This is a genomic window from Pseudoalteromonas sp. APC 3224, assembly GCF_030407535.1.
Taxonomy (GTDB): Bacteria; Pseudomonadota; Gammaproteobacteria; order Enterobacterales; family Alteromonadaceae; genus Pseudoalteromonas.
On sequence record NZ_JASDDF010000003.1, the window covers coordinates 129,620 to 142,636 of the forward strand.

The 13,017-nt window shown below is 40.5% G+C and carries 13 protein-coding genes; 7 read left to right on the plus strand and 6 right to left on the minus strand.

The window, feature by feature from the left end:
- The first annotated feature begins 1 nt into the window (after position 1).
- On the plus strand, positions 2 to 907 hold the full coding sequence (gene rimK, locus QL989_RS02500) for a 30S ribosomal protein S6--L-glutamate ligase (protein ID WP_008467750.1): 906 nt from the start codon (positions 2 to 4) through the stop codon (positions 905 to 907).
- Positions 894 to 1,952, plus strand: coding sequence for a succinylglutamate desuccinylase/aspartoacylase family protein (locus tag QL989_RS02505; RefSeq protein WP_290167936.1), 1,059 nt, complete (start codon positions 894 to 896; stop codon positions 1,950 to 1,952). Before rimK ends, QL989_RS02505 begins: the two co-directional genes overlap by 14 nt.
- Positions 1,953 to 2,005: 53 nt before the next feature.
- Here the strand turns inward: QL989_RS02505 and QL989_RS02510 are convergent, their stop codons facing one another.
- The 4 genes from QL989_RS02510 to recQ form a co-directional block, all read right to left on the minus strand.
- A complete protein-coding gene (locus QL989_RS02510; protein WP_010391553.1) occupies positions 2,006 to 2,581 on the minus strand; it encodes a mechanosensitive ion channel domain-containing protein in 576 nt (191 codons plus the stop codon).
- Positions 2,582 to 2,645: 64 nt separating this feature from the next.
- Complete coding sequence (locus QL989_RS02515) at positions 2,646 to 4,364, minus strand: POTRA domain-containing protein (RefSeq protein ID WP_290167939.1); 1,719 nt, start codon at positions 4,362 to 4,364, stop codon at positions 2,646 to 2,648.
- Positions 4,365 to 4,503: 139 nt separating this feature from the next.
- Positions 4,504 to 4,788 carry a DUF3630 family protein gene (locus tag QL989_RS02520; RefSeq protein ID WP_010391549.1) on the minus strand — a complete coding sequence of 95 codons (285 nt, stop codon included), beginning with the start codon at positions 4,786 to 4,788 and terminating at the stop codon, positions 4,504 to 4,506.
- Positions 4,789 to 4,795: 7 nt separating this feature from the next.
- Positions 4,796 to 6,619, minus strand: a complete 1,824-nt coding sequence (recQ, locus tag QL989_RS02525) for a DNA helicase RecQ (protein WP_290167940.1) — start codon at positions 6,617 to 6,619, stop codon at positions 4,796 to 4,798.
- A gap of 143 nt (positions 6,620 to 6,762) precedes the next feature.
- On the opposite strand from recQ, the gene QL989_RS02530 reads away from it, so the two are divergent.
- Together QL989_RS02530 and rarD are read left to right on the plus strand one after the other, a co-directional pair.
- A complete protein-coding gene (locus QL989_RS02530; protein ID WP_171039605.1) occupies positions 6,763 to 7,218 on the plus strand; it encodes a thioesterase family protein in 456 nt (151 codons plus the stop codon).
- Between the two features lie 51 nt (positions 7,219 to 7,269).
- Positions 7,270 to 8,190 carry an EamA family transporter RarD gene (gene rarD / locus QL989_RS02535; protein WP_198523668.1) on the plus strand — a complete coding sequence of 307 codons (921 nt, stop codon included), beginning with the start codon at positions 7,270 to 7,272 and terminating at the stop codon, positions 8,188 to 8,190.
- A gap of 3 nt (positions 8,191 to 8,193) precedes the next feature.
- Here the strand turns inward: rarD and QL989_RS02540 are convergent, their stop codons facing one another.
- Together QL989_RS02540 and QL989_RS02545 are read right to left on the minus strand one after the other, a co-directional pair.
- Complete coding sequence (locus QL989_RS02540) at positions 8,194 to 9,426, minus strand: response regulator (protein ID WP_138606647.1); 1,233 nt, start codon at positions 9,424 to 9,426, stop codon at positions 8,194 to 8,196.
- 86 nt (positions 9,427 to 9,512) lie between these two features.
- Complete coding sequence (locus QL989_RS02545; protein ID WP_138606645.1) at positions 9,513 to 9,887, minus strand: DUF413 domain-containing protein; 375 nt, start codon at positions 9,885 to 9,887, stop codon at positions 9,513 to 9,515.
- Positions 9,888 to 9,976: 89 nt separating this feature from the next.
- Here QL989_RS02545 and QL989_RS02550 point away from each other — a divergent pair, with 89 nt between their 5' ends.
- The 3 genes from QL989_RS02550 (at position 9,977) to QL989_RS02560 (ending at position 13,016) form a co-directional block, all read left to right on the plus strand.
- Positions 9,977 to 10,846 (plus strand): LysR family transcriptional regulator, encoded by an 870-nt coding sequence (locus QL989_RS02550; RefSeq protein ID WP_290167947.1) that lies wholly within the window; start codon positions 9,977 to 9,979, stop codon positions 10,844 to 10,846.
- A 163-nt stretch (positions 10,847 to 11,009) separates the two neighbouring features.
- A complete protein-coding gene (locus tag QL989_RS02555) occupies positions 11,010 to 11,942 on the plus strand; it encodes a porin (protein WP_290167949.1) in 933 nt (310 codons plus the stop codon).
- 261 nt (positions 11,943 to 12,203) lie between these two features.
- The gene (locus tag QL989_RS02560; RefSeq protein WP_290167951.1) at positions 12,204 to 13,016 is read left to right on the plus strand and encodes an ABC transporter ATP-binding protein; all 813 of its coding nucleotides are present in this window, start codon (positions 12,204 to 12,206) and stop codon (positions 13,014 to 13,016) included.
- Position 13,017: the final 1 nt, after the last annotated feature.

The window sequence follows — 13,017 nt, forward strand, 5'->3', positions numbered from 1 at the left end:
GATGAAAATTGGTATTTTATCTCGTAACAAAAAATTATATTCAACGCGTCGCCTAATCGAAGCTGCTGAGGCGCGCGGACATGAAGTGAAAGTAATTGATGCGTTACGCTCTTACATGAACATAAACTCAGAGCAACCTGAAATTCATTATCGTGGTGAAAACCTAAAAGATTTCGACGCTATCGTGCCACGTATTGGTGCATCGGTTACATTTTATGGTTGTGCTGTATTACGCCAATTTGAAATGATGGGGGTGTTCCCTGTTAATGAATCAGTAGCTATTTCTCGTTCTCGCGATAAATTACGTTCTTTGCAGTTACTATCGCGTAAAGGTGTGGGTATGCCGGTTACAGGCTTTGCCAGCAAGCCCGATGACGTAAAAGATTTATTAGAAATGGTAGGCGGCGCACCGGTCGTTATTAAGTTACTTGAGGGTACTCAAGGTATTGGTGTGGTATTGGCTGAAACACGTAAAGCAGCTGAAAGTGTTATTGAAGCATTCATGGGTTTAAAAGCCAATATCATGGTGCAAGAGTACATTAAAGAAGCCGGTGGTGCGGACATTCGTTGCTTTGTATTGGGCGATAAAGTGATTGCTGCGATGAAACGCCAAGCACAAGAGGGCGAGTTCCGCTCTAATCTTCATCGTGGTGGTAGCGCTACACTGGTACGTATTACCCCAGAAGAACGTAAAACAGCGGTTGCTGCAGCAAAAGCAATGGGTTTAAACGTTGCTGGCGTTGATTTACTCCGTTCATCTCGCGGCCCTTTGGTTATGGAAGTAAATTCATCGCCAGGCCTAGAAGGGATTGAAGTGGCAACTGGTAAAGATATTGCGGGTATGGTGATTGACTTTATTGAAAAAACGGCCTCAGTGAAAGGAACAGCAACTCGTGGCAAAGGTTAAAATTAACCGACCTTTCACCCTATTAGGTGAAAGCATTGGTGTAGGTGAACGTAAAACACTCGCACTAGAAGCTGCAAAGCTTTATACCCATTCACCACTTAATATTCCTATTGAAGTGGTTAACGGTGTAATGGAAGGCCCTGTATTGATGGTCTGTGCGGCAATACATGGCGATGAGCTTAATGGGGTTGAGGTTGTGCGCCAGTTACTGGCTAAGATCGATCCTAACCAGTTGCGTGGCACATTAATAGCGGTGCCGATTGTGAATGTATTTGGTTTTATTCATAAATCTCGTTACTTGCCCGATCGCCGTGATATGAATCGAAGTTTTCCTGGCTCTGAACGTGGTTCGTTAGCAGGTCGTATGGCGTATATGTTTTTTAACCAAGTCGCTGTGCATTGTACGCATATTATAGATTTGCATACGGGGGCGATTCATCGTACTAACTTACCGCAAATACGCGCTAATTTAGCCGATGAAGCTACAGCGCAAATGGCTAAGGCTTTTGGCACACCTGCGGTTATTGATGCGTCGTTACGCAATGGCTCATTACGCAGTGAAGCGGCTAATTTGGGGATACCCGTTATCACCTACGAAGCAGGTGAAGCGTTGCGCTTTGACCCGATTGCGATTGCAGCGGGTGTACAAGGGGTTGATTATGTTATGCGTCATTTAAAAATGATGCGTGGTAAGCGCCCTAAAAAACTACCTGAGCCGGTTATTGCAGGTTCAACAAGTTGGGTACGAGCTGAGGTTGATGGCATAGTAAGAGCGCAAGTATCGTTAGGTGAACGTGTCACTAAAGGGCAAATACTGGCATACATAAGTAGTCCGCTTGGCGATTCTGAGCTTGAATTACTCGCTCCACGTAGCGGTATTATTATTGGTCAGCAAACCATGCCTCTAGTAAATGAAGGCGATGCCGTATTCCACATTGCTTATTTTGCACATGCAAATAGCCTGGTAGAGCAGCAGCTAGAAACGTTTATTGATGAGATAAATGACTTAGATGATGAACTGAAAACGGCTGAGCTGAATAATTAACTTCACTGGTAAAAAATTAAAAAAGCCGCTTAAGCGGCTTTTTTAATTGTTATTTAATTACGTGGTTTTGGGCCAATAATACGTTTAATTTTAGGCGCCTTTGTTGGTTTTGGCTCTGTATTGAGAACTAACACTGGGCGGGTAACAAATAAGTTATTTGGATAAATCACCCTATGCCCATCAACGTGTTCTAGTAATACATTCATCAGCCCCATTTCAATAATGCGTCCTTCAATGGCATTGGCACCATCCACGATTCTAACCCAATAGCCTACACGGCAGTCATTTTGAATAAACATCAATAAAAACGCGGTTAAGTTGCTCAATAGAGACCAAGCAGCAAACAGCGCAACGCCTAACATGGCAAATAAGGAAGAACCTAATACTAATAAACCACGCAGCTCTATTCCCCAAAAAACTAATACTAAACACAACATAACAAAGGCGAGTATTATTTTTAATAGTAACTCTGCTCGGTATTTTCTGTGTAAGTCGATTTTACCTCTAATGGCTTTTTCGAGTAATTTTTTAGTTAGCTTTAACAGTAACGGAAAACTCAACAGCGCAATTACAGTTACGATTAACTTATATTGTGTGCTCACAAGCTCTAAAAGAGAGATTAATTCCAAAACGTATTCTCACAATAATGATAGGCGCAAAGTGTAACGTGTTAGCTTTGTGCGCAGTAGTGATTTAAAAAGAATTTTTAACGCTCAGTAGCCATTGTACCGAGTCAACATCGTTATATTTATTTAGTGGCGCGGCAATATCAAGGTGGATCATGGTACCTGCATTGGCGCGGCTTGGCGCAAGGCGTAAACCGAGTCCAACATTTTTAAGTACAGGTGTGTTTTCAATTTGATACAGGGTATTCGAGTCATTGTTATACCATGCGCGACCTACATCTAGAAAGGCTGCGCCTCCCACTTTAAACAGTTGTAGTAAGTCATACTCCCAATAGTAGCGCTTTTCTAAGCTGACTAAAAAACTCCGATCGCCATGTTGAAACTCAATAGGGTAACCGCGTAAACCTGTTTCGCCCCCGAGAGTGAGCTGCTTATCGTTGGTGAGGTTTTTTGCGTATTGTAGCCTGGCTTTTACATACCAAGACTGATCAATACTGGTATTTAAATAATATTGAATTTGGCTGGTGGTGATTAAGTTTTCAAGCTGTTTTTGTTCTTTATTCCAATAACCTTGAATATCTGCGTGAAAGCGCCATAGCGTATTATCACCACTAAAGTGTGCTTTGTTAAAATTAAATGAGTAAATAGCGCGGCTATCGTCGTTACTAATCGATTCATCAGAATAACCCAGCGTAGCTTTTATATTCCAACCTAAATTTAAATCCTCGGTACGGTAAATACTGTCAAAGTTACGCACTTTTATAAAGTTATCTTCAAACCAGTGGCCGCTTACATAAGGATAACTAAGCTGTCTATTTTCAGCTAGCGGCACAGTGGTTTCATCGATGCTTTTAAATGTTTGTTGCTCATCGATATAACCTAGGCTCAAGCGCTGTGTCCAGTTATGGCTAAGGGCTTTAGAGTGACCAAAAAATATCTGATTTAGATCGGTGGTTTGTTCAAACTCACTAAATTTATCGCCCCTAAGATAGAGGGCCTCTTCTCGCTGGGTAGAGTAACTCAGGGCACCATAACTATAGGGTGTATCAATGGCGTAAAATGGGTAAGTAAGCTCAACTAAGTGACTTTTACCGTCACTGTTATCGGCATACTCTATACGACCTCTGTAGCGTGTTGATAGGATATTTGGATCATCGTAAACAAATAAATAGCCATTACGATCACTGTCGGTTTTGCGAGCAAACGATAATCGTTTGCCCCAACCAAATAAGTTAGACTCGCGAAAGCCGATACTTGATTTATTTTCGCCACCACTGCGGCTAAAGCTAAGCTCGGGTAGCAAAGTCCACAAATCGCGAGTCACCACGGTTACATCAATATCGCCATCGCAGTTTTCGTTGGCAACAATTTGTGCGTCATATAAATAGTTTTGTTTACGCAGTAGCCGCTCAGATTCAGCCAAGGTTTTTTGATTAAAAGTATCACCCGCTTTAAACAATAAAATGCTTTTAATAACCTCAGGCTCAGTTTGTATATGTGCACGATTAGCAAAGCGAAACAGTGCGTTGTTCTCAGCTTCTAGCTCGGTATTAAAAACATTAAGTTGTTTAAGATTAATTGAGGCAATTTTAGCGTTACTATTTGTCGTAAGCGGTGGAGGTTGAGACTCGATTTGTCGACGCAAGTTAATTTCAGAAGTTTTCAATGAATCGTCATTTTGGCAGCTTTGGGCTAGTGGCGTTTCTTGCGCGCAAACGCTGAGCATAAACATACTCAAAATAGAAAGGCTAAAACAACTACGTGCAATCCATTTTCTATTTAGCATTGACCCTCTTTAGCGCTATTTTGCAAAATAAAACACTTACTCTTAGCTTACATCATTGTTATTAATATGTAAGTAAAAGTGCCAATTTAGTTTATTTTTTATAGCAATTATAAGGTATTAGCGATAAATAGACGTGGCCTTAGCTTAAATAAAATGTTAACGCTGCCAATAGGTTGTCGGCATCTTGACCTTCGCCGTTAATCCACACACTTTGACTGTAATGCTCAAAATTTAAATTAAAAGTGTGGTTAGCATAGTTAAAACGCAGTTGGTGACGATCAGCCCCAGCTGCAAATTCACTAATGCTAATTTCATCGCTGTGCAAAAAAAACGTTCCCCATAACTCAAAGTCTTCATCGTGCGGCAACTCTGTTGGTTTAACAATAATGCATTGATGTGTGTGATCGTATTCAAGTTCGGTCATAAGGGGCTTATTGCGTTGCTAGATAATGTCGAATTGCGGTTAAAAACTCACCGCCATATTTGTTTAATTTAGTAAAACCAACCCCCGACACTTTTAAAAATTCACTGTCGTTGGTAGGCATAAGCTGCGCCATTTCGGCCAGCGTTTTATCGTTAAATACTACATAAGGGGGTACGTCATCGGCATCGGCTAATTCTTTACGTAATGCACGTAGGCGAGCAAATAACTTTTTATCGTAATTAAACTGCGCTAATTTATCCTGATAAACGTGCTTAGCTTGTAGGCGTGGTTCAGCCAGTTGTAGCGCATACTCACTCTTTAAAATAGCGCGTGCAGCTTCGGTAAGCCGTAGTGATGCGCCTTGGGTTATATCTTGGCTTAGTAGCCCTTGGTGAATAAGCTGGCGTAAAATACTGAGCCAAAACTCACTGCTTTTATCTTTACCTATGCCATAAGTGCTGAGTTCATGATGGTTGTTATCACGAATGCGGCTGGTATTTGCGCCGCGTAATAACTCTACAATGTAACCTAAACCAAATCGTTGCTGTGCCCGATACACACACGAAAGAGCTTGTTGGGCCACCAGTGTGCCATCAAAGCTTTTTGGTGGATTTAAGCAAATATCGCAGTTACCGCACGGCTCTCGTTGGTATTCACTAAAGTAGTTTAATAATATTTGACGTCTGCAAGTCTGCGCTTCGGCAAAACTGGCCATGGCATTAAAACGCTGCTCTTCTACACGACGGCGTTGTTCATCGTCAATATCTTCAAAAAAGCGTCTAACCCGACCTATATCGGCGGGGTCAAAATACATAATGGCTTCTGCAGCGAGTCCATCACGCCCAGCGCGACCGGTTTCCTGGTAATACGCTTCAATACTTTTTGGAATGTCATAGTGCAGTACAAAACGTACGTTAGGCTTGTTAATTCCCATACCAAAGGCAACGGTGGCAACCACAATTTGAATATCGTCACGGGCAAACCCAGTTTGCACAAATTGACGCTGTTCGTTGCTCATTCCCGCATGATAAGCAGCCGCATTAAGACCTGCATCGGCAAGCTTTTCAGCAATGTCATCAACTCGCTTGCGGCTGGTGCAATAAATAATACCGCTTTGATTTTTTTGCTCTTTCAAATAACGTAGTAATTGCACCATAGGTTTAAATTTTTCTTCTATGGTGTAACGAATATTAGGGCGGTCAAAGCTACCGGTGTGAATATATGGCTGCTGTAGCTTGAGTTGCTCAACAATATCAAAGCGGGTGGCTTTATCAGCGGTGGCAGTGAGTGCCATCATAGGTACATGTGTAAAGCGTTGCTTTAATTCATTTAATCTAAAATAGTGAGGTCTAAAGTCATGTCCCCAATGAGAAACACAGTGTGCTTCATCAATAGCAAACAAACTGACATTTAAATGCGATAAGCGCTCTAAAAATTCCCTTTGTAGTACTTTCTCTGGGGCAACATAAAGTAATTTTATTAGCCCTTGATGCAACTGCTGATAGACTAACTGCTGTTCTTCACGGGCTAAGCTGTTATTTATATAAGCGGCTTTTACGCCTAGAGCTTGTAACTGAGTTACTTGATCTTGCATTAAAGAAATGAGCGGAGAGATAACAATGGTTACCCCCTCTAACACTAGTGCGGGTATTTGGTAACACACCGATTTACCACCACCGGTAGGCAATAATACTAACGAGTCTTGGCCGTTAATCGCAGCATCAATTACTGCACTTTGACCGTCGCGAAATTCACTGTAACCAAACACTTGTTTGAGTACAGTTTCAGGTTTACGCACCAGCGTACTTGGAGAGGGAGTTGGTGTATTCATCGGCGCTATTTTAGTGGTTTTTTATCAGGATGTCTTTAGCTTTCATTACTTGGTGTAAACATCGGTAATGATAACCGAGGAGGTTACAACAGCTTTAAGTTGTGCTTTACTCATCGTACCACCTTAAAACATAGAGAATAATAATGAATAAAGAAATGTTGATTGAACAAGTTGGGGCGTTGTTTGTTAATAATATGCCTTTTAACCAATTTTTAAAAATAGCGGTGGAGTCACTTAGTACTGAACAAGCTAAAATCTCCTTTCCTTGGCAAGATGTATTAATAGGCAACCCCGCGCAAAAAATTCTCCATGGCGGAGTTATTTCGGCGGTACTTGATAATGTCGGTGGAATGCTTGCTGCTGCCAGTGTGATCGGAAAACTAGACGATGCAGATTTACCCAGTGTACATAAAAAGTTAGCCACACTGGGGACAATAGATTTACGCACCGACTATTTACGTCCAGGCAAAGGCGAGGTATTTATTGCTAGTGCTAAGCTGATTCGCTCAGGAAATAAAGTATGCGTGTGTCGAATGGAGTTGCACAACGAGAAGTCAGTACAAATTGCTTTTGGAACGGGCACGTATTTAGTTGGCTAAAAAGTGAGAGGGGGTTAAACTGACGGCCTTTTAAATCACCAAGTGGTTACTATGTCGATTGATACCGAGCAGCGAAAGGGCGCTATTTTTGCCTGCCTCGCTTTTTTTATGTGGGGCCTCGCACCCATTTATTTTAAGATGATCCAACATGTGTCAGCATTTGAAATTTTAATGCACCGTGTTATTTGGTCTGTGGTGTTTCTTATTGTGGTGGTGAGTGTGCTCAGCTACTGGGATAAAATTAAACGCATTTTAATCCAACCTAAACTTATTTTGATGTTAGTTGTTACCTCGACCTTACTAGGGTTTAACTGGGGATTGTTTATTTGGGCCATCAATAACAATCACATGTTGGATGCCAGCCTAGGTTACTACATTAATCCTCTATTGAATGTGTTGCTTGGTATGGTGTTTTTAAACGAGCGATTACGTAAGTTGCAAGGTGCTGCTGTTGCTTTAGCTTTTACAGGCGTGTTGTTACAGCTAATTAGTTTTGGCTCATTCCCCGTGGTAGCGTTTTCATTAGCGACATCTTTCGCACTATATGGCTTATTACGTAAAAAGCTACAAGTTGATGCTCTGCCTGGGATTTTAATTGAGGCATTAATATTGTTACCCGTGGCGCTTACCTATTGGTGGCTAATGGTACCGACTGAAACGTCAAATTTACCAGTGAATGATTGGCTAACTAATGCATTATTGGTGAGCGCGGGCATAGTAACTACGCTGCCACTGCTGTGTTTTACCGGCGCGGCTAAGCGTTTGCAATATACAACGTTAGGGTTTTTTCAGTATATAGGGCCTAGCCTAATGTTTATTTTAGCGGTGGTATTTTATGGTGAGGTGTTTGATGCTGAGCGCGTAATTACCTTTGCGTGTATTTGGAGCGCATTGGCTATTTTTAGTTGGGACTCATACCATCAATCGCGAAAACGCAGAAAAGCGGCCATTGTAGCCTCTGGTGTGGTTTAAAAACTAAACCACTTTATTACGACCCGACTCTTTGGCTTTGTAGAGCTTTAAGTCGGCTTGTTTTAATAGCTCATCAATCTGATAGGTTTTACTGTTGCTGAAGCCTATCGACAGCGTAAACTTGATGTTTGCTTGACTGAATTCATGACTGTTAAGCTCAATAAAAAGCCTGAAGCTCTCTAGTCGTTTTAGCGCCTCCTGTTCGGTTAGCTCAGTAAAAAATACCGCAAATTCTTCTCCGCCTAAACGGGCAACCAATTGGTTTTCAAAATATTTATTAAAGCATATCGCAAGCCCTTTAAGCACTTCATCTCCGGCATCATGACCATAGGTATCGTTAATCGCTTTAAAATGGTCAATATCAAGCATGGCGAGCTGTGCCGGCATTTTTGCTTTTTTAAACTGCTTTAATGACTTATTAGCCTCTTCAAAAAAGTAACGGCGATTAGGGAGTTTAGTTAAATAGTCGGTATTGGCTTGGCGTTTTATAGTTTCGATATGCTCTAGCATATCGACGTTTTGGCTCAACCGGCAGTAAAATTCTTCACTGTTAAAAGGTTTATATAGATAATCGTTTGCTCCATTTTTTAGAAATAAAGCAGACAAATTAGACGATGTAGCGCCTGAGATACCAATAACAGCTTTTTCGTCATTACTATAAATGCGCCTAATTTCATTACATAGCTCAATACCGCCCATGTTAGGCATTTCTTTATCGGTAATGATCACAGAGATGTCAGGGGTGTTTTCAAGCTCTTTAAGCGCCTCTAGGCCATCGGCTGCTTGAAAGATTTGATATTTATGACGTGTTAATAAATTACAAATATATTGGCGTGTTGAAGCTGAATCATCAACAACCAGTACTTTTACCTGCTTATTTCGAGGTAGGCGATAAAGCTGCTTTTCTAAATATTCGTAAGCTTGTTTATTGCCTTTGATAATGTAATCAATAATAGGGTATTTTTCGACGGTATCGCGAGTTTGATTATCGATATTGCCTGTCATAACTATGGTAGGAATATCTGCTGCAACGGTGCAGGGAACCGCTTCCCCTTGTGGGGCATCAGGCAATATAAAGTCTACCACTGCGCAAAAGTAAGCATGTTTACTTATCAGCTCTTTAGTCTCAGCCAGCGACTGAGCAATATCAACCTCGTAGCCCGCTTTTTGCGCGATATGCTTTTGCACTCGCGCAATAGTAGGGGTGTCTTCAATAATAAGTATTCTGTGCGTCACGTAACAGCCTTGTTTAAATTTTGCAAAAGTGTTTGCTTATACAAGTTGTAACTGCTAAAACGCCAAAAAGCAACTATTGTAATGACTTATAGATTGTCAGCCTCAGAATAATAATCTTGGCTGATTGGTGTTGGCCCTGAAATTTTTGAGCGACCAAATAATGTATGAAATTTTGTTTTGCAGGTTGTTAGCTTTAAGTATTTAACCCATGCTCGCTCAATGGGGTTACTTGGCTCTATAATGCCACTTATTGCATTTACAAATTGTTGTTGATATTCGTTTTGCGGCTCAACTGTTTTGTTATACAAACTTTTTAAAACAACACCGTGCTGTTCTAAAATACTTGCCTCTAACAAGGTAAAGTGTCCGCTGCGGCTAAATCCGCGTGGAAAGTTTTGATCATCATAAAACTGACGTTGACTAACAAATGCTTGACGAAGTAGTGAAATATCATTGCTCATAGCTGTACCCTCATACCAATTATTAGCTGGAGTATGGGTCATAATCGCTATTTTTTTAAACAAAAAATTTTTATCGTGAGGATAAAAAATTGGACATAGATTTATTAAAAACATTTGTTGAAGTGGTGCGTACTCGCCATTTTGGTAAAGCGGCAGAAAACCTATACATAACGCAGTCTGCAGTGAGTTTTCGAATTCGTCAATTAGAGCAGGGCTTAGGCGTAAATTTATTTATTCGCCAGCGCAATAATATTCAACTAACGGCTCCGGGTGAGCGCTTGTTGCCGCATGCACAAATGATTATTACTGGAATGCAAAGGGCCAAAGTGGATGTTGCACTTGCAGATAATATGCATAAGCAAATCAGCTTGGCTGGGACTCCTAATATTTGGGATGCGTTTTTACAGTTTGGTATTACAAATATAGTATCGGCTATGCCCGGTGTATCTTTGGTGGCAGAGGTAAAAGCACAACAAGAGAGTACTCGATTACTATTAGAGCGCACCCTTGATCTAGCCATTTTATTTGATCCACCAAAAGTAGACGAACTCGTTGTTGAACGAATTTGTGAACTACCTATTATTCCGGTTAGTGGCTACGATACCGCAACAGGCGATAACTTTTTTGATAATCAATATGTTTATGTTGATTGGGGAACTACGTTTTCTCTTTGGCACGCCCGTCAATTTACCGGTAAAACGCCGCCTTATTTTAGAACCAGTACCGGACGTATAGCCCTTGATTTAATACTGCAATGTGGCGGCAGTGCGTTTATTCCACAGGTATTAGTTAAAGACCATTTAGAAAAAGGCGAACTTTTTCATGTAAAAGGGGTAGAAAATACGTCAAGAGATGTATTTGTTGCCTATCATAGAGATAACGAACAGAAAGACTTGATAGAAACCTTGGTTAATTTGCTGTCGCGAATGACACCGAGTTTATTGAAACAAAGTAGGTAGTCAGTAGGCAGTTTATTTTACATGTTATTTTGATTTCAGATTTAATGCAGTTTTATTAACTTAAAAAGACAAAAATGTGTCCTTTGTAATATTTTTGTCATTTAGTAGTGACACACTGCCGCTGTTTTAAAAATTAGTCTCTTGTGATTATCGAGGAAATAACATGAAATTTGCAAAATCGAGCTTATGCTTAGCCCTACTTAGTGGTTTATCTTTTAATGCACTTGCAGAGGTAGATATTTACGGTAAAGCAAATGTAACCGTTCAATCATCTGATGATGGTGAAGGGTCTTTCACTGAAATTAAAAGTAATGCATCTCGCTTTGGCCTAAAAGGATCTGAAAAGATTACTGATGGATTAGAAGCAGTTTATAAGTTTGAGTTTCAAGTTGATGTATCTGATGCTGACTCGAAAGGTGATAATGACGACAATATTTCTGCACGTAACCAGTACGTAGGTTTAAAAGGTGCCTATGGTCAAGTTGTTGTGGGTCGTAACGATACAGCGCTTAAACAATCACAAGGTAAGTTAGATTTATTTAATGACCTTGAAGGCGATATTAAAAATGTTTTTAAAGGTGAAAACCGCTTAGGTGATTCGATCACTTATACATCTAAAAGCTACGAAGGCTTTAAAGTACTTGCTACATTTATTGCCGAAGACGATGTAGATGCAGATAACGGTTATTCAATGGCAGTGACCTACGGTGACTCAGCACTTAAAAAGAGCGCAGTATATGCTGCCATTGCTGCTGATAGCGAAGTGAACGGCTACGATGTAGTACGTGCAACAGTACAAGGTAAAATTGAAGATTTTAGACTTGGCGCTATGTACCAAACACAAGAAAAAGTAGACGGCAGCGCAGAAGCTGATGGCTATTTAGTGAATGCAGCTTACCTAATGGGTAGTAACACTTTTAAAGTTCAATACCAAGCAATGGACTTTGATGACAGCGATGATAAAAGCGCTGTAACAGTGGGTGTTGATCATAAGCTAAACAAAAACCTTAAAGTGTTTGGCTTTTACTCAAGTTTTGATATGGACAACAACGTTGACCAAGATTACCTAGCTTTAGGTATGGAATATAAGTTTTAACTAATACTTAGTTAAAACACTCCCTTTTAACCGCACTCAGTTGAGTGCGGTTTTTTTTGCTTTAAATTATTTACTTATCTGCGCATAATAGCCAAGCATTTGGAATGAGGTGAAACTCCTCAACTATACCCGTAACTGTGAACAGTTTTACTGTAAGTCAGATACAAGTGCCTTAAAACTTCATATAACGAGCGGGTTAACTCATTTTCTTTTTGGTACTTGTGGTACTGAGTGTGGGTTTTCTCTGCCTAGGATAATTTTTTGCACACTCAAACCTCTAAACAAACAACGCTTTTAACCGTAAATAATGTCTCTTGGCGAGTGGGTAATACCTTAATCCTTAAGCATATTAATGTGAGTATTGAGCGTGGCAAGTTTGTTGGCTTAATTGGTCCTAATGGTGCGGGAAAGTCGAGTTTACTGCGTTGCTTATATCGATTTAATCAGCCATCAGCAGGCGAGGTTAAATTTAATAATACCGATATTTGGCAACTAAAAAGCGAAGACTACGCTAAGCAGGTTGCTGTTGTGCTACAAGAAACACCGTCGCAATTTAACCTTTCGTTATTCGACGTGGTTGCGTTAGGGCTTACGCCACATAAAACTTTATTTAGTACGACGACTCAAGCGGATAAACAAAAAATAGCTCAAGCTATTAGTCACGTGGGGCTTGAATCTCATAGCACTCAACTATTTGATTCGTTGTCAGGCGGTGAAAAGCAACGAGCCTTTATTGCCCGCGCTATTGTGCAGCAACCACAACTTCTTATTATGGATGAACCGACCAGTCACCTTGATGTGAAATATCAAATTCAACTTATGGAGCTGGCTAAATCTTTAGGTATTACGGTGTTCGCGTCATTTCATGACTTAAATTTAGCCGCAGCAATGTGCGATGAGTTAGTGGTTATTAAAAATGGAAAAGTTGTTGATGCAGGTAAGCCAAGTAGCGTGGTCACTGAGCAGATGCTGGATGAGGTGTTTGGTGTTTGTGCTCAAGTGAGCACTCACCCTCAAGCAACAATTAAAGGTGAGGCTATTCCTCATATTACTTATTATTATGGATACCAATAAT

Excerpts from the sequence above, each read along its gene's own strand:
- rimK (WP_008467750.1), top strand. The coding sequence starts at position 2 with ATGAAAATTGGTATTTTATCTCGTAACAAAAAATTATATTCAACGCGT.
- QL989_RS02515 (WP_290167939.1), bottom strand. The coding sequence starts at position 4,364 with ATGCTAAATAGAAAATGGATTGCACGTAGTTGTTTTAGCCTTTCTATT.
- QL989_RS02520 (WP_010391549.1), bottom strand. The coding sequence starts at position 4,788 with ATGACCGAACTTGAATACGATCACACACATCAATGCATTATTGTTAAA.
- recQ (WP_290167940.1), bottom strand. The coding sequence starts at position 6,619 with ATGAATACACCAACTCCCTCTCCAAGTACGCTGGTGCGTAAACCTGAA.
- QL989_RS02530 (WP_171039605.1), top strand. The coding sequence starts at position 6,763 with ATGAATAAAGAAATGTTGATTGAACAAGTTGGGGCGTTGTTTGTTAAT.
- rarD (WP_198523668.1), top strand. The coding sequence starts at position 7,270 with ATGTCGATTGATACCGAGCAGCGAAAGGGCGCTATTTTTGCCTGCCTC.
- QL989_RS02545 (WP_138606645.1), bottom strand. The coding sequence starts at position 9,887 with ATGAGCAATGATATTTCACTACTTCGTCAAGCATTTGTTAGTCAACGT.
- QL989_RS02555 (WP_290167949.1), top strand. The coding sequence starts at position 11,010 with ATGAAATTTGCAAAATCGAGCTTATGCTTAGCCCTACTTAGTGGTTTA.